This is a genomic window from Paenibacillus phoenicis, from assembly GCF_034718895.1.
GTDB lineage: Bacteria > Bacillota > Bacilli > Paenibacillales > Paenibacillaceae > Fontibacillus > Fontibacillus phoenicis.
In genome coordinates this window covers 3765001-3782486 of sequence record NZ_JAYERP010000001.1, presented here as the reverse complement: position 1 = coordinate 3782486, position 17486 = coordinate 3765001, and the positions used below count along the sequence as shown (strand labels likewise).

Sequence of the window (17486 nt, the reverse complement as noted above, 5' to 3'; positions counted from 1 at the left end):
GAGATCTTAGTTCAATTCCGGCTTCGTCGGACCGATTACGTATACGGTGCGGCCCTTCTTGCGGCCGAATTTCTTAGCATCCTTCAGACTATCAAAATAGACGTCCATCTTATTTCCATCGATGGCTCCACCCGTATCCTCTGCCTTACGGAAGCCGACTCCTTCGATGTATACCCACCAACCAAGCGGAACGACGTCTTTATCAACGGCAATCGTTCTGCCTTCCGTCACGCGGGTACCCGAAGCCGTACGGGTGCCTATCCCGTCTTCTTCCGCCGAATACGCGGTTAACGTAACATTTTTCAGGATCTTTTTATATTTGAATGAGACGCCACCTTTGGTCGTCATCCCGCTGATGTTCACCGTATTTCCCTTACGGCTTATGCTGGCCGACAGGACCTCGGTAGGTTTCTTCGTGCCGACTGCGATCACCTTCGGCTGAGGGTCCTTGGAGACCTCTTTGCCGAGCCAACGCTTCGCCACGAATTTTCCGTCTTCGTAAGTTTTCTCAATGTTGTGAATGACCAGACCTTCGGTACCTTCTTGAATGACCTTCGTGGTACCTTTTAGCAGCTTGTCGTCCGACGTTTTGACCACGCTAAAGGGCACAGTCTCCTTGCTCTGCACCGTTTGCTTGCTGACCCGAACGACCTTGACATTCAGGTTCTCGGTAACTTTACTGTCCAATGCCGGGGTCACCTTGTCGTCTTCATCCAAAGTGATGCCGAGCTCGGACAATACGCCCTCTACTTTGCTTTGCGTCGTGAAGTGGACTTTCGTGGTGCCGTCCGCGGTCACATTGACCGGCTTGGCGCGTACTATGACAATGCGGTCACCGTTCTTCAGCGAGCTTTCCAGCGGGAGGGATACCGAATCCTTCGCACTGAGCTTAATCGATTGTTCCTCCAGCAGATGAGCTACACTGGATTGGGTTGTCTCCACTGACTGGACATTCCCGTCCACGATCAGGGATACTTCCTTCTGTGCCTGGCTATACAGCCAGATTAGGATGATGATGATTCCCGCGATGGCCAGAACGCCGACGAGCGCTATCTGACGTAAATTCTCATGCTTCCATCGCATTGCGTAAGACATGCTGGATGAGCGTGATTCATGGGTCTCCTCTTTGCGGAAAATGCCCATTTCTTCCGTCCTCCTTCATAGTCCCGCCGTCTAGGTCGATGCATGATAACGATTGACGCGACTACAGTTACTTTTTACAAAACGCCTAAGGTAGTCAAAAAGTCATCTTTTGATCACGAAGCAGGTCAAGAAGTGAATTCAGCATCGAATCTTGAATTCAGCCGGGCCTTCCGTTGCTCACGTACCCCCATGTACGCTGCGCTACTCAGTCCCTAGCTTCATCCAACCTTCTCGGTGCTGAAAACCTGACTTTTTGAACACTGATCTTAAATTTAATCCTAAGCGTTTTGCATCCTGATCCAGTCTCTCCTGCTTGTCGTCACCTCCTGTTTTCCAACAGTATGACGACCCTATTACTTTTATTCAAAACAAAAGAAGCCGGGAGAAAGAGTTAGAGGAACTCCTTCGTGGCTTCTTGAATGTCTTGGGTGTAATAGCTGCACGAGTGACCTCTCTTATTCGCTTACGAGGTTAGCTGTCGGGTTCGGGCGAAAGAGAGCCGCCCTTTCTCAGTACATTCGCTCATGGCGCAATGACCTTGAATTCACCCCAAAGACCCTGGAAAGAAATCAACTACGAACGCGTTAGGCTGCCGCCAACCGCAATCCGTATTGGTTCCCCCGTTCTCCGTCAAAGGAGATTCAGCGAGACTGGTTCATGGAACCAAGCATCGTATGTCTCAGTTCAAACGAACCGAATCGATACTGAAAAGATTCTATCCTGTTTCGATGCAGGTTGTAAAGGACGAATCAACCACGTTTTTTTAAAAAAATGGTTAAAAAAATGTAATGACCTTGTTTTTGAGGGTTAAAAAGCATTAATCTTTCCGGAATCCTCTTTATTTCATCCGTTTTGCTCTCAAATTCTCGGGATTCCAAATCGTTCCAATGCATTTCGAGTGGTAATTTCCGCGATTTCCTCAAAAGTGACCCCCTTGAGCTCGGCCGCCATTTCCGCGACCAAGCGGACGTGAGCGGACTCATTCCGTTTACCACGATAAGGATGTGGTGTTAAATATGGGGAATCCGTTTCAATCAGCAATCGGTCCATCGGCGTCTTGGCCAACACTTCTTTTGGCTGTTTTGCATTTTTAAACGTAATCGGCCCGCCAAACGACAAATGAAATCCCAAATCTAGACACATTTTGGCAATTTCCCAACTGCCGGAGAAAGAGTGCATCACGCCTCCAACTTCATTGGCTTTCTCTTCCCGAAGGATGCGTACCACGTCTTCGTGAGCGTCCCGATTATGAATGGAAATCGGCATGCCCAAGCTGCGAGCCAGTCCAATTTGCTCACGAAAAACCTTATGTTGAACGTCCTTAGGTGACGTATCCCAATAATAATCCAGTCCAATTTCCCCGATGGCAACGACCTTCTCATGCTTGCACAATTCTGCAATCCAGTCCAAATCGCCCTCTTGCATCGTAATCGCGTCTTGCGGATGCCAGCCGACAGCGGCATAAATGAAGTCATACGTCTCTGCCAACTTCATGGTCGAAGGGATCGTCTCGCGGTTAAATCCGATGTTAATCATCCGCGTAACCCCTTGTTCCACGGCGCGCGCGATCACTTCCTCGCGGTCCTCGTCAAATTGGGGAGCATCCAAATGCGTATGCGTATCAAATAACATAAACCTTGTCATCCTCCTAATTCCGTTGCTCGAAAATGCGGGCTACCGGGCGGGGCAGCCGATCCATCACAGCACACAATTTATTATCCGGATAGTACAAATGCGTCTTCCCTCGGTGCAAGCCGCTGATCGACCGCACGATATCCGATACTTCTGAAATTTCCCGGAGCCGTTCCTGCCGGTCCAACAGCAAAATTTGCTTCTGTCGAACCCCATCGTCCGGACGGAACACATCATACGGCAGATCGGTCGGAAAATCAATTTCCATGTCGTATTCAGGTTGTAGGCCCACTTGTCTAAAAGCGTTCCGAATCTCCTCCAGCATTTCCAGCTCCGGCGTGTCCAATTCTACATATTTATACAATTTGCGATTTAAAAACCGGGAACATAAATCGCTTAATCGCTCATCCTTTTCCCGCGTCCACTGCATGAAAGCCGTTTGCATCAACGCTTCGTCCAGCTGCAAATAATCGGCAACGCCGATATCCCCTTGAAATAAAAATGGCAGCGGATGCGGCAAGAAGTTAAAGGAATGCCCGCTCCGGTATAATTCCTTCGCCCGTCGCAAAATTTGCCGGAGAATGATCTCCGAGCTCCGCGTCACCGGGTGGAAATAGACCTGCCAATACATCTGATACCGCGACATCAAATAGTCTTCCACCGCATGCATCCCCGATTCTTTGACAACAACCCGCCCTTGAAAAGGTCGAAGCATCCGCAGAATTCGGTCCATGTCAATCGTCCCGTAGTTTACGCCGGTAAAATAAGCATCTCGCAGCAAATAATCCATCCGATCCGCATCCAGCGGGCTAGAGACCAAGTTCACCACAATCGGATTTTCGTAATCCTTCCGGATCACCGCAGCCACCTTGTCCGGAAAATCCGGAGAAATCTCGCGCAGGACGTTCCCCACCTCGGTTTCCCCCAAGAGGATTTTGCAGGTCCAATCCTCATGATGCATTTGAAAAGCTTCTTCTATAGAATGGGAAAACGGACCATGCCCCAGGTCATGCAGCAGCGCCGCACACAAAGCTACCAATTTCTCACTGCGGGGCCAATCGGTGTAGCCGCTTCGTTCAAACTGCGAAATAATCCGCCGCGTAATCTCGTAAACGCCAAGCGAATGGGAAAAACGGCTATGCTCGGCGCCATGAAAGGTCAAATACGATGTTCCAAGCTGACGAATCCGGCGAAGCCGCTGGAATTCCGGCGTATTAATGAGCGACCAGATCACTTCGTCCTGTACATGAATATAATTATGTACGGGGTCTTTGAACACTTTTTCTTCGCTAAGCCGACGATGCATGAACCAACACTCCTTTTTCATAAAATTTGGCGGGTCACCGCGTGGAGACGACAAGATATGTCGAATTGTGTCGTAAAATGACCGGATGACGATTTCCAAAATGTCGAATTATAGATCATTGTGAACTTGCTAGATTCCGTAAAGGTTCTCGGAGTTGTGTATCCGAATTTTTTAGAAATAATGTTGAACTATACCATAAATAGGTTGACTAATCTGGCAATGGTTGGTATTATAAAAATCAGAAAAGATAGAATGATGTCGAATAATGACAATTCCAAATTATAGCGAGAGGGGCAATCATCCTATGATGAAATCCACAGGTATTGTAAGAAAAGTAGACGAATTAGGCCGTGTTGTCATTCCAATTGAATTGCGCCGCACTCTGGGGATCGGAGAAAAAGATGCGCTCGAAATTTATGTAGACGGTGAACGGATTATGCTCAAGAAATATGAGCCTGCTTGCATCTTCTGCGGTAATGCGGAGAACGTAACTTACTTTAAAGGCAAAATTGTTTGCCATGAATGCATTACGGAGCTTCCGACCCCTGTGACAAATTAAGAAATATAGTATATAATAGATTTACTGAAACTGTTAATTCTAACCTTTTTCATATCTCCTTGGCGCCTTCCTAGGCTTAAACCCGGCTTAGCGAAGGCCCCTTTTTTGGCCGAATTGGATAATATTTCATGATTTCGGAGAGAAGTGGGGCTACAATAATTGATTGTAGATATCCCGCTTTGCAACCCCCCGGTCGGCCGCAGTTTTTTTCATGGCTTCCTTCCGCGACAGCCCTTCTTCCGTTTCGTAATGCCGGACATGCTCCTCCACAGTTAGCGCTTGCCACCAGGCATCCCGCTTCTCCTTCACTTGGTCGGGATGTGCCCCTTCCACAACGAGGCAATATTCACCCAGCGGCGGATGCTCCTGCAGCCAAGCCAGGCAATCGTGAATCGTCCCCCGAGCCATTTCCTCATAACGCTTGGTTAATTCTCTCGCCAATACGATTCGCCGATCTCCCCAAACCTCGAGAAGGGACTCCAGCGTTTTGATCAATCGATGCGGCGATTCGTACAGCAACATCGTTCCCTCTTGATCCTCCAACGACTTCAACAACCGTTCCCGCTCTTTATGATCTCTTGGCAAAAATCCAAGGAACGTAAATCGATCCGTTGGCAAACCGGAAACGATGAGCGCCGATAATGCAGCATTCGCTCCGGGCACCGGAACGACTGCGATACCCGCCTCTAGCGCCAGCTTCACGAGATCACTTCCGGGGTCGGAAATCGCCGGCAGACCGGCATCGCTGACTAGCGCTAAATTTTTTCCTTCTATTATAAAGCGGATCAATTCTGGGCCACTGGCGGCCTTATTATGTTCGTGATAACTCAGCAATTTACCTGGAGAGATGTCGAAATGCGTTAACAGCTTGCGCGTCTGCCGCGTATCCTCCGCCGCGATAATGTCCACCTCTTGCAAGGTGCGCACGGCCCGGTAGGTCATATCCTCCAAATTCCCGATAGGCGTGCCAACCAGGAACAACTTGCCGTTTCCTGCTGGGGTGGTGTCCCTCGCAGCATTTTCAAAGCTCTTCTGTACTTGAACGTTCATGCTCTACCCTCTTTTGGCCCGTAATAGATATTCATGATTTCTTCGCAGTATTCCCCGTTTTCATTATATACGATCAATGGCGGCAGTACCCGCACATCCGGCTTGCCGTCCCGCAGCGCCTCGATCAGCACCATGTTCGCTTCCGCTCCCGCCCTTGGATGCACGAATCGGATGACCTTCGGCTCTAATCGATATTGACGCAGCAACGTCATAATTTCCCCTAAACGCTGTGGTCTGTGGACCATTGACACCTTGCCTCCCGGCCGCACCAGCCGCATCGACGCAGCCGCCACTTCCTCCAAACTGCAGTGAATTTCATGCCGGGCGATCGCCTGATACGTATTCAGCTTCGCCTCGCCGCTCGTCACCGGCATATACGGCGGGTTCACCGTAATGGCATCATACACCCCATGGCCCGTCACCTTCACCAGCTCGCGTAAATCTCCTTCACGAATTTCGATCCGGTGCGTCAGCCCGTTCATCTCCACACTGCGGCGAGCCATATCTGCAAGCCGCGGCTGGATCTCGATCCCTTCGATCTTCGCCTCCGTCCGGGTGGAGAGCAGCAAGGGGATCACCCCATTGCCGGTGCATAAATCGAGTATTTTGCCGTACTTGGGCACTGGTGCAAACCGGGCCAGCAACACGGCATCCATCGAGAAGCTAAACACTTCGTCGCTCTGGATGATATGTAAATCATGGGTCAGCAGGTCGTCTATCCGCTCCTGCTCATAAATTGGTACATGGTTCATCGACTCGGATACCCATCCTTTTTCAGCCTAAATTTAAAAAAAACCGCAGGGACACCCCCACGGTTCATCATTTATTCAAAAACGACAAGCAGAACAGGCAGTCACCTTCGGTGCGCAGATGCCCGTAATAAACGTTGCAAATATGAAAGCCCTCATGATAAAGACGCGCTAAGTTATCGTAGCCTTCACCGACGACATCGATCGCTTCTTTGCCAGCCGGAACCGGACTATCGGTTCTGACCGACGCCGGCATGGGCAGCGGTCCCTCGGTGCTCTCCCGCTTTAATATTTTGCGCAGCTGTTCATTCTCGAGGCGAAGCCGCTGGTTCTCTTCCACCAGCTTCTTGACCTCCAACATGAGGCTGCTCAAATCGCCGTGTACTTTTCCCATTTGCGTTTCCAGCGCCTGCATATTTGTGAAAATGTCCTTGTTCTCCAAGTTCCCACCCCAGAGTCATCTCTAGAATCTATCTTGAAAAAGATCTTCTTTATTTCAGGACGACATCGTCCAGCGGAAGCTCCTTCACTTTCCCGATTTCGAACAACTGTACATGTACGGTGCGGCTGCCGGCGTTGAGTCCAACGACCTTGCCGTCTCCCAGCGAGGTAACGACGATTTTGCCTACGGATGGAAGCTCTTCTTTCGTGCTTTCGTAGTTGTCATGCTCGAACTTCAGACAGCACATCAGACGGCCGCATAATCCTGAGATTTTCGTAGGGTTCAGCGACAGGCTCTGGTCCTTCGCCATCTTGATCGATACCGGCTCAAAATCCCCCAACCAAGAGGAACAGCAGAGCACGCGTCCGCAGGGGCCGATACCGCCAAGCATCTTGGCTTCGTCCCGCACGCCGATCTGTCTGAGCTCAATCCGGGTCCGGAAGATGCTGGCCAGATCCTTCACCAACTCACGAAAATCCACACGGCCTTCCGCCGTAAAGTAAAAAATGATTTTATTGCGGTCAAACGTAAATTCGACGTCGACCAGCTTCATTTTCAAATCATGATCTTTAATTTTATTTAAACATGTGACAAAGGCATTCTTTGCCGCAAGCTTGTTCTCTTCGACAACTCGGGCGTCGGCTTCATCGGCGATCCGAATTACCTTCTTCAGCGGAAGGACGACATCGGATTCTCCAACCTTCTTCTTGCCGACCACCACTTTCCCATATTCGATCCCCCGAGCAGTCTCAACAATGACGTATTGATCCTTCTCTACCGGGAGGTCCAACGGATCGAAATAATAGATTTTGCCCGCCTTCTTAAAGCGAACGCCCACTACAGTATACAAAAACTAACCCCCTCGTATAGCTCTACAAGACTGGCGAACCGCAACCCACGAAAGCAGCGCGATCCAAAGAAACTATTACATTCCCTGCTCTTTCAGGGGAGAAAGTTTCATGCGAAATCAAAGCCTATCTGTCTATTCTTGGTGCAGGTCTTACCGTTGTCCATCCACGGCAATCAAAAACTGCTCTACGCAGAGATTGGCATTCATATGCTGCCGCAGCTTCTTCTTGCTCTCTGCAGCCAGCGCCATGGCCTCAATCCACTGTTCCGCACTGCGGCTGGAACAATGTTGATTGATAAACTGAAGCTCATCTATGAAAACGATTTGATCATGTTTATGATAGAGCGCATGGATCATATCTTTGAACCACAAATGGAAAAGGCTGAACAACATGTCCAAATGATCGGTCAACCCGGATTTGAACAACATTTGCTGCGCCGTAATTATAGGAGAGCCACCACGGCCTGCGATCTCCTTTCCTAATTGTAACACTACGTTTCTAACTTCTGCAAACCAATTCTGTTGGATTAAATCACGGCATGGACCCAGTCCCGCCGCGAGATGAACGGCACTGCGAGCCAAGGTTGTCGAAAACCCCTCGTTCGCCAATATCTGGAGCATCGTCTCCGGATTCACCGGCGAGAACGGAACCCACTGGGCGCGCGATTGAATCGTCGGGAGCAAAGCTCGTCCATTATCCGACAGCAGAATCGCTACGGCCGGGGACGGCGGTTCCTCCAGAAACTTGAGCAAGCTGTTGGCCGCTTGTACCGTCATTTTTTCGGCTTCATCAATAATGTAAGCCTTAGGATTACCGCTCTCCGAGCGATAGGAGAAGATCCGCTGAAGGTCGCGGATTTGTTCAATTTTGATCGTTGCCCCGTCGGGCTTGATCGTAAACAAATCGGGGTGATTGCCATGCAGCACCTTCCGGCACTCCAGACACTCCCCGCAAGCATCGTCTCCGCCCCGCGTGCAGAACAACGCCTGGACGAAGGCCATGGCCATTTCCATCTGCCCGCTTCCAGGCGGTCCACTAAATATATAGGCATGGGAGATTTCCCGGCGTCTCAGACTGCTTTGCAGCAATTGTTTGGCCGTCTCCTGCCCGATGATCTCTTGAAATGACATCTCTTTTGCCTCGTCCTTTCAAAGCTAGAAACACAGATTAATCAGCATGCCGCGGATCTCGCCGATCTTTTGTAGCAGCTCGATTTTGCCTTGCTCCGTCTCCAGCAGTTCGTCTGCCATCGCCAGCAGCGCAGCATCCACTTCATCAAGGAGCTTATAGCGCTTCCCGCGGCCGCGGCGGTCCCAGCCTCTCGATTCTTTGAGGCCGACACCCCGCCGAACCGTATCCTCCAGAAACCGCTTGACCATCATCCGGTACGCCTTCAGCTCCCGAACGGTCATGGACCGGGCAAGCCGGTCCCCTTGCATTTGAATCTCCTTAAATCTCCGGTTCAACTCTTCTTGGGTCGCCTGCTGCCCATGCTGCTGCATGACGTCGGCGAAGCTTTTGGACTGTACCGGCTTGGCAGGGCTGTCGCTCACCCCCAAGCCGCTTTTGAGCGGCCGGTATCCCGGATCAATTTTCAAAGCGTCCACCGCCTATAGTTGATTAAATAGATTGAATGAACTATGAAATCGAAGCCTCGACTCCGCGAGTGCGGAGAAGCAAGTTGAGTTCAAGATTCGACGTCGAACCCTCATCCCTGTGCTACATCGTGATCAAAAGCCTACTTTTTAATAACCACTATATTAGAAGTGTTCGAAACGGTCTACTGGGAGAACAAACACCGTCGCCCCGCCCACTTGCACTTCCACGGGCAACGGCAAATACGAATCGGTTGTACCGCTCATCGGGGTAACCGGGGTCACTAATTGTTCCCGCACTTTACAACTGTTACGGATCACTTTCAATACGTCATCCACTTGATGGTCGTCTACACCGATCATAAATGTGGTGTTCCCCGCCCGAAGAAACCCTCCGGTACTCGCCAGCTTCGTTGCCCGATAATTTTCTTTCACGAGCGCGCTGGATAGCCGGTTGCTGTCTTTATCTTGGATAATCGCAACAATCAGTTTCATATGCAGTACCTCCTTGTTTTATAAAATGTACCATACTAACCTATTTGACACCTAGGCCATGATCTCCTTTATTGCCACATAAAGATGCCCGCGAATCTCCGCCGCAACCTCTTCCTTACTACGAGAGGCATCAATCGTTTTGATCCGTTCCGGATACATCCCGGCGAGGATTTGATATCCTTCCCGAACCTTTTGATGAAAGTGCAGGCTCTCCATATCCAAACGGTTCACTTCACGTCCGGCACCGGCAGCGATCCGGGCTAACCCGACTTCCGGCTCAATATCGAGGTAGAAAGTGAGATCCGGAAACCGTCCCTTGGTGGCAAAAAGATTAATCTTCAGCACTTCATCGATCCCCAGCCCGCGGGCATACCCCTGATAGGCCAGGCTGCTATCTAAAAAGCGATCGCAGAGAACCGTAATCCCACGCTCCAGGGAGGGCTCCACCTTCTCCGCTAGATGCTGCCGCCGGGATGCGGCGTATAACAGCGCCTCGGTCCGCGCATCCATCGCCGTGTGCTGCGGATTCAAGATCACCTCACGGATCTTCTCCGCAATTTCAATGCCGCCAGGTTCCCTCGTAGAGATAAAGTTCACGCCTTGTTCCTTGAGCAGCCGTTCCATTTCCCGCATAACCGTCGTTTTGCCGGAGCCATCCCCCCCTTCAAGCGTAATAAATAATCCCTTGGCTTGATGGTTCATCTAGTTCGTTCCCTGCTTTCTTCTCCAAAAATCATGTACAAGTATATGCTTGGCTTTACCCTTTCTTGACTTGAATCGTCTGCAGCCGCGGGTCGGCCAGCCCCTGGCACTTGGCTCCCGAATCCCGCAGCATCCGCAGCCGCTGCCTTACCGCCTCGGTGATCGTCTCTCCGGGGTAGAGTAACGGAATACCTGGAGGATACGGAATGATCATTTCCGCCGCTTGCCGGCCAAGGCTTTCTTCAACGGGGATCGCTTCGCTCTCCCCTGGAAGCAGTGGCTTAAGGCTAAACGGTACAGGCTCAGACACCTCCGACAGATGCCCTTTATGAACTGAATTGTTCCACGTGGAAAGTTTCTCGGCCGAACCTGTTGGGGAAACGAGACCACTCCTCACCGTATTCCCCGGTGAATCGGCTTGGGCGATGCGATCCAGCGCTTGCAGCAGCCGATCGGCATCTTCCATCGTTGTTCCGGGGCCCAGCGCCAGGACCACAAAGCGGTCATCGCTCATCTCCGGCACGCAGCCTTCGGCTTCGAGCCGCTCTTGCAGTTCATACCCGGAGAGGGCTGCGGATGCATCGAATATCACAAGCTTCAAAGGATCTTGGATAGTATATGCAGCAGCCTCTCCGCTGGCGCCCGGCGGTGCCACGACGCCGAAGCGCGATTGCTTGGCCAGGCCGCGCCGCAGATGCGCGGCCGCGGCGAGCCCGCCCTCGAAGAAGGCGGGGCCCTGCTGCCCCAGCAGGCTTCGGCTCAGATCGAGCGAAGCCATGATGGGGTAGGACGGGCTGGAGCTCTGCAGCATCGCCAGCCGTTGGCGCAGCAGCGTGCGGTCGAGCAGCCCGCCTTGCACGTGCAGCATCGCGCCCATCGTGAGCGCGGTCAGCATCTTGTGCGTCGACTGCACGACGCCATCGGCCCCCGCGGCCAGCGCGCTCTCCGGCAGCGCCGGGTGCTGGCCGAAGTGGGCGCCATGCGCCTCGTCGACGAGCAGCGGCACCCCGTGCGCGTGGCACAGCTCGGCCAGCGGCTGCAACGGCGCTCCCATCCCGTAGTAGCTCGGGTGCGTGAGCAGCAGCCCCTTTGCGCCGGGATACCGGCGCAGGGCTTCCCGCACCGCAGCTTCGCTCGGGATGGTGGCCAGCCCGCTGCCCGCGTCCAGCTGCGGCGCCAAAAACACCGCGTGCGCGCCCGCCAACATCAATCCGTGAATGACGGATTTATGCACGTTCCGCTGCACGAGCAGCACATCCCCTGGCGTGGTACACACGCTCAGGATTAAGGCCAGGTTGCCGGCTGTACTGCCGCCAACCAGAAAAAACGTCTCCTCCGCCCCAAACTGGGCGGCGGCCAGCCGCTGCGCCTCGCGGATGACGCCCTCGGGATGATGGAGATCATCCGTCCCGGTGATTTCCGTCACGTCGATTTCCATCACGCGCGCCAACTCCTCCATCACATTCGCATTGCTGCGCAAAGCCTGTCCATTTTTATGCCCCGGGACATGAAAGGAAGCATCCTTTTTCGCCTGATACTGCAGCAAAGCTTCAACCAAAGGGGCCCTTCCGTTATGTTCCTCTGCCATTTCGATTCCTTCCGACTCTGGGTTAACCGTATATTAACGTGATTGTATTCATTGCTTCATCTCATTTTACCGTTAGTTCGCTCAGTAGAGCAATATAAAAGGACCCGCTCCCCAAAATGAACAGGTCCTTTTATCCGGCAGTGTTATGCATTTTTTTGCACCCAGATCTGCTTCATTTGATGAACAAAGAAGTGGTATTTCTCCTCCTGCACGTCGGTGCGCACCATCTCAGCCTCGCAAGCGTCGCAGATAAATTCAGATACGATATGAATACCCTCTGTTTTCGGTTCTCCACATATAATGCAGGTGCTAACGCTCGACTCATCCATGTCCGATCCCACCTTGTCTTTTTTTACTATCAGTATGACACAGATTCTACTATTTTAAACCTTTTCATAGTCCGCTTCCTACTTTATCTTATGCCGACAGCCAGAACAACGTGTTTGTACGCGCCGCCTTAATTATTCTTGTATTCTTCCGATATATTAAGAAGAGCTAGTCCGCGATGTGCGGAGCTGATGAAAATTGGGAGGAGGATCAAACGCTTGAAGCCCGCTGAAACCGAAAGTCAAGCGACATTTTATCACTACACCTTGCTCAAAAAGAAGGCTTTACCGAAGTCGCTCATATATAGCTTAGGCATACTCCCCGTCATTTGGCTTGCAGCCGAGACGGTATTCATATCCTGGACCAGTATCTTTTTCTTCCTATTAGCCATACCGGTCATCTTATGGATCCAATATGTCATTTCCCGCTCCGTGCTGATGATTGTCAGCCACTCCTATCGCAAGCGCTGGCGGTTTTCCCGTCAAATGCCATGGATTGGTTACTCACCTGATCAATACGTTTCTTATCCCGTATATCGCCGAGTCCACCTTCATTCCGCCTGGATCGGTTGCTGTATTATCGCGATTCTCATCCCTTGGTCGCCGGTCTCCTTTGTGCTCTCTTTATTTTTCTGGCACCTTTGGCTGATGATCCCGCGATTCATTGTGCTTGCTACCCTACGTGGACAGCGTAAAGACGGAATGATCAAAATCACAGGTCTCGAAATTGCTTACTACAGGCAATGAAGAATCTCATAGATTAGATGCTGTTAAGAAAAACGTCTATCGACGTACATTCAATGTAGCCAGACCGCGTTTAGCGGAAGTTTTTCTTGCGATATCAGGATGCCGATCCCCCGAAATTTATACTTTCTGATATCTTAAAAAAGCCTGCTCCCTGCGCAAATGCAGAGATCAGGCCTTTTGTCTTCTTTAGCACATTCCAGTACCGGGCTTGTCCGGTAGAGGGGCGGTTGCCTTTCATATCCGAATTCTGATGCTAAGGGCTGCTGCTTTCCAACCCTTGAATGACTGTTTTCGCTTCCTTTTTCGGGACCAATACGGTAAAAGAGTTATCGTGAAGCGTCAATTGAACAATTTGCTTCCCCTTCTCGTACACCCGAGTTGAACCGGTGCTTTCTTCTTTCTTCTCCTTCCATCCCCACTCCGCTATCACCTTCTGATAGGCCTCGGGGATTTCGCTGCTTTCCTTAAGTCCGGTTAGTCTATAATTAACATAGTCCATCTTCGAATTATTAAGAGCCGTTTCCGTTTGATTGGCCTCTTTAGGAACAGGGAAATTCTTCTCAACCGTTGCTCCCACAAAATCCGTCCACGAAGGCTCGGAAGACGCACAGCCTGCGATGACTACCATCATCATCAAGACTCCCCACATGAAGCATAAGGATATTTTGACTCCTCTTCGCTGCATGATCCATTCCTCCTTACCCTGCCTATATACTGAAAAATACTCCTGTTGTCATTCTGATATAGATTCCGGATAGGCTAAATGCCCTAGATGCTCATTTACCAATCTAATTATAACGGGTGGCGTACCCCTGTCGGTAACAAAAAGGTTACATTCCCTTTGGTAGAAACTGAAAATAGCACAGTGAATTTTCTGAAAAAACATCATTGCGTTATATTTACGTAAGATTATATAACATTTTATTCTCTAATTATGAATATTTTTTAACGGGAGAAAACCTAAGAGAAACTGTAATTCACTGCGATATTCCTTAATGTATGCGTTTTAACAGATGGTCCTCCTCTTTGTCATTATATCTTACATGAATTTATGATAGTTCACATAAACTTCAACTTTTCACTAGGAGGGGGAAACCTTTATGAATCGTTATCGACGAGGCCTTAAACTAGGAAGCGTAGTTCTGTTGACTTCTGTATTGGTCACAGAACTTGGAATCGGACACCTTCCACAAGCCCAGGCCGCTTCAGGTACAGCAAAGGTTACGGCAAGCCAAACCTTTATCACCGGCGAACAATTTCGTCAGTCGATGAAGCAGGCTGCCGGCGAAGCAGGAGGCTCCTTTACGATGCCTGAGGTCTCCAGCAACCGTGTGCTCCGCAGCCAAGCGGCTGTACTGCTTCAGCAATGGCTGGGGCTAGAGAATGCCCCTGAATCCTTCAGCGACGTTCCAGACCAAGCAGCTTACGCGGGATCTGTTGGGGCCGTCAAAAAGGCCGGACTCATGAAAGGCTATTCGGATACCTCGTTCCTGCCTGGCGCCCCTCTCACTGCGGACGATCTAGAACGGCTTCACGACCGTGTTGTCAGCTACTTAAAGCCCTTTGTCCTTCCGGAAGCCACGATTTCTGAGCTTCAGCTGGCTATGGAGCAAGGCAAGGTGACTTCAAAACAACTCATACAGATGTATCTCGATCGAATCGTTAAATATGACGATCAGGGGATCTCCCTGCAAGCTGTCCTTTCGATCAATCCTGACGCGCTCAACATCGCCGAAGCGTTGGACCAAGAACGAGCCGAAAAGGGACCAAGAGGACCTCTGCACGGCATTCCGATCCTTGTCAAAGACAACTTCGATACCGCCGACATGCCGACGACCGCAGGCTGCCTTTGCTTGAAGGATTCTATCCCTCCGCAAGATGCGGATCAAATCGCCAAGCTAAAAGAAGCCGGCGCGATCATCCTAGGCAAAACGAATCTTCATGAATTTGCTTTTGGCATTACAACATCAAGTTCGTTAGGGGGGCAAACGAAAAATCCATACGCACCCGATCATTATCCCGGCGGCTCCAGCGGCGGTACCGGTGCGGCAATTGCAGCCAACTTGGCTGTCGCCGGCCTGGGTACGGACACAGGGGGTTCCATCCGTATTCCTTCCAGCTTCAACAGCTTGGTTGGGATCCGCCCAACGATTGGTTTATCCAGCCGTGATGGAATTATCCCACTCGCTTTGACGCAAGACGTAGGAGGACCGATCGCCCGGACAGTCGAGGATGCAGCGATCCTACTCGACGCCACGGTTGGTTATGACCCGGATGATGTCGCCACCTCCTATAGCGTCGGTCGCGTTCCTACGAGCTACACCGACTTCCTTGATGCTAACGGTTTGAAAGGCACACGGATTGGCGTAGCGACGGAACTCTTCCTGGAGAGCAACGATCAAGAAAAAGCCGTCTTCGAAGTAGTGTCCAATGCCGTTAAAGAATTAGAAGCCCTTGGCGCAACAGTCGTGAATATCAAGATTCCGAATCTAGAGGAGATTATGAAATATCCGAGCTTAAGCGGCTACGAGTTCAAATTCCAATTAAACGATTACTTAGAGGAACTCGGGGATAATGCCCCTTACCACAGCCTGGCTGAAATCATCGCCTCTGAAGAGTACGATAAAACTCAAGAGCAATCGATGAAAGCCCGCGAGGCCCGTGAATCGCTGGATACTCAGGAATACAAAGACATCGTGCTGAAACGCACCAGCCTCACCCGAGATTCCCTACTGAAGGTGATGGCCGACAACAAGCTCGACGCGATCGTGTACCCGACCAGCACCCAGCCGCCGGCATTGATTGGTGAGGGCCAATCATCCGGAAACAACAATCGCTTAAGCCCGTTCTCGGGATTCCCTGCCATTACGGTCCCTGCCGGATTTACAAAAGACGGCCTCCCCGTTGGCATCGAGTTCCTCGGTCGCGCCTTCGATGAAGGCACACTAATCAAACTAGCCTATAGCTACGAACAAGGCACTCATCACCGTCACGCCCCTGTACTTACGCCATAATTCTGTTATATGAGAGTACTGAGGAGAGCACTACCGTTATACCGGTAGTGTTCATTTGTTTTAGCGTTAGTGTTCTCCTCGGCTTCAACACGCACGCCCTTCCTCTCCACGCGATTCCTGCAAAAATGCAGTTATTCTGAGGGGGAGTTGCCGTTTTGCCTAAAAAGCCTGCAAAAGTGCAGGCTTTTTGCGCTGATTTGCTCCATTGCCCCAAATCACGAAAAAATAAATGCACTTTTGCAGGCTTTAGCCAAAAAATCGAGATTTCTCCGAAAAAAACTGTACTTTTGCAGGTTTCCAGCTCGGGGCAAGCACAAGTCAAACACAAAAAGAGCACCACCGGATCATCGGCAGTGCTCTTTCTTCTTTGCTTGGCAGCGTCCTACTCTCCCAGGACCCTTCGGTCCAAGTACCATCGGCGCTGGAGGGCTTAACGGTCGTGTTCGGGATGGGAACGAGTGGAACCCCTCCGCCATTGCCACCAAACATGATTTTTGCGCTGCTTTTACTTCCGCGCTTTCCGCTTCAGCAAAAGATCAAACCTTATAAAAGGCGTGCAGCTAAAAATCGGTTCAAGGTTTAATCCTTGAAAACTGGATACGAAACTAGATTTGCATTTTATTTTTTGGATAAGCCCTCGACCGATTAGTACCTGTCAGCTCCATGCCTTACGGCACTTCCACCTCAGGCCTATCAACCTTGTCGTCTTCAAGGGGTCTTACATACGGGGAAATCTCATCTTGAGGGGGGCTTCACGCTTAGATGCTTTCAGCGCTTATCCCGTCCGCACTTAGCTACCCAGCTGTGCTCCTGGCGGAACAACTGGTACACCAGCGGTGCGTCCATCCCGGTCCTCTCGTACTAAGGACAGCTCCTCTCAAATTTCCTACGCCCACGACAGATAGGGACCGAACTGTCTCACGACGTTCTGAACCCAGCTCGCGTACCGCTTTAATGGGCGAACAGCCCAACCCTTGGGACCTACTTCAGCCCCAGGATGCGATGAGCCGACATCGAGGTGCCAAACCTCCCCGTCGATGTGGACTCTTGGGGGAGATAAGCCTGTTATCCCCAGGGTAGCTTTTATCCGTTGAGCGATGGCCCTTCCATGCGGTACCACCGGATCACTAAGCCCGACTTTCGTCCCTGCTCGACTTGTCAGTCTCGCAGTCAAGCTCCCTTCTGCCTTTGCACTCTTCGAATGATTTCCAACCATTCTGAGGGAACCTTGGGGCGCCTCCGTTACTCTTTAGGAGGCGACCGCCCCAGTCAAACTGCCCACCTGAC

17 protein-coding genes, 2 rRNA genes and 1 riboswitch (1 of these 20 running past the window's edge) are annotated in these 17486 nt (G+C 51.0%); of the genes, 3 read left to right on the top strand and 16 right to left on the bottom strand.

Annotation, left to right across the window (positions count from 1 at the left end; translation table 11 throughout):
* Positions 1 to 6: 6 nt before the first annotated feature.
* From U9M73_RS17975 to U9M73_RS17965, 3 genes are all read right to left on the bottom strand, one after another.
* Positions 7 to 1143: a resuscitation-promoting factor gene (locus tag U9M73_RS17975; RefSeq protein WP_323078403.1), complete on the bottom strand. Its 1137-nt coding sequence runs from the start codon at positions 1141 to 1143 to the stop codon at positions 7 to 9.
* Between the two features lie 445 nt (positions 1144 to 1588).
* Positions 1589 to 1800: riboswitch (cyclic di-AMP (ydaO/yuaA leader) on the bottom strand.
* Between the two features lie 201 nt (positions 1801 to 2001).
* On the bottom strand, positions 2002 to 2775 hold the full coding sequence (locus tag U9M73_RS17970; RefSeq protein WP_323078402.1) for a TatD family hydrolase: 774 nt from the start codon (positions 2773 to 2775) through the stop codon (positions 2002 to 2004).
* 16 nt (positions 2776 to 2791) lie between these two features.
* On the bottom strand, positions 2792 to 4081 hold the full coding sequence (locus tag U9M73_RS17965) for an HD domain-containing protein (RefSeq protein WP_323078401.1): 1290 nt from the start codon (positions 4079 to 4081) through the stop codon (positions 2792 to 2794).
* Between the two features lie 304 nt (positions 4082 to 4385).
* On the opposite strand from U9M73_RS17965, the gene U9M73_RS17960 reads away from it, so the two are divergent.
* Complete coding sequence (locus U9M73_RS17960) at positions 4386 to 4640, top strand: AbrB/MazE/SpoVT family DNA-binding domain-containing protein (RefSeq protein WP_009226360.1); 255 nt, start codon at positions 4386 to 4388, stop codon at positions 4638 to 4640.
* 150 nt (positions 4641 to 4790) lie between these two features.
* On the opposite strand, the gene rsmI is transcribed toward U9M73_RS17960, so the two are convergent.
* The 10 genes from rsmI to U9M73_RS17910 all read right to left on the bottom strand — a co-directional run bounded on the left by rsmI (position 4791) and on the right by U9M73_RS17910 (position 12441).
* Positions 4791 to 5690, bottom strand: a complete 900-nt coding sequence (gene rsmI, locus U9M73_RS17955) for a 16S rRNA (cytidine(1402)-2'-O)-methyltransferase (protein ID WP_036646180.1) — start codon at positions 5688 to 5690, stop codon at positions 4791 to 4793.
* Positions 5687 to 6442: a tRNA1(Val) (adenine(37)-N6)-methyltransferase gene (locus tag U9M73_RS17950; protein WP_260071382.1), complete on the bottom strand. Its 756-nt coding sequence runs from the start codon at positions 6440 to 6442 to the stop codon at positions 5687 to 5689. The genes rsmI and U9M73_RS17950 overlap by 4 nt, the downstream gene beginning before the upstream one ends.
* 67 nt (positions 6443 to 6509) lie before the next feature.
* Positions 6510 to 6881 carry an initiation-control protein YabA gene (locus U9M73_RS17945; RefSeq protein ID WP_009226363.1) on the bottom strand — a complete coding sequence of 124 codons (372 nt, stop codon included), beginning with the start codon at positions 6879 to 6881 and terminating at the stop codon, positions 6510 to 6512.
* Positions 6882 to 6930: 49 nt separating this feature from the next.
* Positions 6931 to 7731, bottom strand: coding sequence for a PSP1 domain-containing protein (locus U9M73_RS17940; protein ID WP_009226364.1), 801 nt, complete (start codon positions 7729 to 7731; stop codon positions 6931 to 6933).
* A gap of 150 nt (positions 7732 to 7881) precedes the next feature.
* Entirely contained in the window at positions 7882 to 8862 is a 981-nt protein-coding gene (gene holB / locus U9M73_RS17935) for a DNA polymerase III subunit delta' (protein WP_009226365.1), read from the bottom strand.
* 24 nt (positions 8863 to 8886) lie between these two features.
* The gene (locus tag U9M73_RS17930; RefSeq protein WP_323078390.1) at positions 8887 to 9330 is read right to left on the bottom strand and encodes a YaaR family protein; all 444 of its coding nucleotides are present in this window, start codon (positions 9328 to 9330) and stop codon (positions 8887 to 8889) included.
* A gap of 162 nt (positions 9331 to 9492) precedes the next feature.
* Entirely contained in the window at positions 9493 to 9822 is a 330-nt protein-coding gene (locus U9M73_RS17925; RefSeq protein ID WP_009226367.1) for a cyclic-di-AMP receptor, read from the bottom strand.
* A 51-nt stretch (positions 9823 to 9873) separates the two neighbouring features.
* Positions 9874 to 10524, bottom strand: a complete 651-nt coding sequence (tmk, locus tag U9M73_RS17920; RefSeq protein WP_009226368.1) for a dTMP kinase — start codon at positions 10522 to 10524, stop codon at positions 9874 to 9876.
* A 55-nt stretch (positions 10525 to 10579) separates the two neighbouring features.
* Positions 10580 to 12112 (bottom strand): aminotransferase class I/II-fold pyridoxal phosphate-dependent enzyme, encoded by a 1533-nt coding sequence (locus U9M73_RS17915; RefSeq protein ID WP_323078387.1) that lies wholly within the window; start codon positions 12110 to 12112, stop codon positions 10580 to 10582.
* A 143-nt stretch (positions 12113 to 12255) separates the two neighbouring features.
* Positions 12256 to 12441: a sigma factor G inhibitor Gin gene (locus tag U9M73_RS17910; RefSeq protein ID WP_036646182.1), complete on the bottom strand. Its 186-nt coding sequence runs from the start codon at positions 12439 to 12441 to the stop codon at positions 12256 to 12258.
* Between the two features lie 216 nt (positions 12442 to 12657).
* On the opposite strand from U9M73_RS17910, the gene U9M73_RS17905 reads away from it, so the two are divergent.
* Complete coding sequence (locus U9M73_RS17905; RefSeq protein WP_323078385.1) at positions 12658 to 13185, top strand: hypothetical protein; 528 nt, start codon at positions 12658 to 12660, stop codon at positions 13183 to 13185.
* 253 nt (positions 13186 to 13438) lie between these two features.
* Here U9M73_RS17905 and U9M73_RS17900 read toward each other — a convergent pair whose 3' ends face one another.
* On the bottom strand, positions 13439 to 13870 hold the full coding sequence (locus U9M73_RS17900) for a hypothetical protein (RefSeq protein ID WP_009226373.1): 432 nt from the start codon (positions 13868 to 13870) through the stop codon (positions 13439 to 13441).
* Positions 13871 to 14285: 415 nt separating this feature from the next.
* Between U9M73_RS17900 and U9M73_RS17895 the strand changes: the two genes are divergently transcribed.
* A complete protein-coding gene (locus tag U9M73_RS17895) occupies positions 14286 to 16199 on the top strand; it encodes an amidase family protein (protein ID WP_323078382.1) in 1914 nt (637 codons plus the stop codon).
* Positions 16200 to 16568: 369 nt separating this feature from the next.
* Here the strand turns inward: U9M73_RS17895 and rrf are convergent.
* Together rrf and U9M73_RS17885 are read right to left on the bottom strand one after the other, a co-directional pair.
* Positions 16569 to 16685: ribosomal RNA gene (gene rrf / locus U9M73_RS17890) — 5S ribosomal RNA — on the bottom strand.
* A 139-nt stretch (positions 16686 to 16824) separates the two neighbouring features.
* Positions 16825 to 17486 (bottom strand): 23S ribosomal RNA (locus tag U9M73_RS17885); it runs 2396 nt beyond the window's last position.

What these genes read in the sequence shown, in the direction of transcription:
- U9M73_RS17895 (WP_323078382.1), top strand. Translation starts at nt 14,286, where the DNA reads ATGAATCGTTATCGACGAGGCCTTAAACTAGGAAGCGTAGTTCTGTTG.
- U9M73_RS17970 (WP_323078402.1), bottom strand. Translation starts at nt 2,775, where the DNA reads ATGTTATTTGATACGCATACGCATTTGGATGCTCCCCAATTTGACGAG.
- U9M73_RS17925 (WP_009226367.1), bottom strand. Translation starts at nt 9,822, where the DNA reads ATGAAACTGATTGTTGCGATTATCCAAGATAAAGACAGCAACCGGCTA.
- U9M73_RS17975 (WP_323078403.1), bottom strand. Translation starts at nt 1,143, where the DNA reads ATGGGCATTTTCCGCAAAGAGGAGACCCATGAATCACGCTCATCCAGC.
- U9M73_RS17960 (WP_009226360.1), top strand. Translation starts at nt 4,386, where the DNA reads ATGATGAAATCCACAGGTATTGTAAGAAAAGTAGACGAATTAGGCCGT.
- rsmI (WP_036646180.1), bottom strand. Translation starts at nt 5,690, where the DNA reads ATGAACGTTCAAGTACAGAAGAGCTTTGAAAATGCTGCGAGGGACACC.
- U9M73_RS17900 (WP_009226373.1), bottom strand. Translation starts at nt 13,870, where the DNA reads ATGCAGCGAAGAGGAGTCAAAATATCCTTATGCTTCATGTGGGGAGTC.
- U9M73_RS17915 (WP_323078387.1), bottom strand. Translation starts at nt 12,112, where the DNA reads ATGGCAGAGGAACATAACGGAAGGGCCCCTTTGGTTGAAGCTTTGCTG.
- tmk (WP_009226368.1), bottom strand. Translation starts at nt 10,524, where the DNA reads ATGAACCATCAAGCCAAGGGATTATTTATTACGCTTGAAGGGGGGGAT.
- U9M73_RS17965 (WP_323078401.1), bottom strand. Translation starts at nt 4,081, where the DNA reads ATGCATCGTCGGCTTAGCGAAGAAAAAGTGTTCAAAGACCCCGTACAT.
- U9M73_RS17910 (WP_036646182.1), bottom strand. Translation starts at nt 12,441, where the DNA reads ATGGATGAGTCGAGCGTTAGCACCTGCATTATATGTGGAGAACCGAAA.
- U9M73_RS17950 (WP_260071382.1), bottom strand. Translation starts at nt 6,442, where the DNA reads ATGAACCATGTACCAATTTATGAGCAGGAGCGGATAGACGACCTGCTG.
- holB (WP_009226365.1), bottom strand. Translation starts at nt 8,862, where the DNA reads ATGTCATTTCAAGAGATCATCGGGCAGGAGACGGCCAAACAATTGCTG.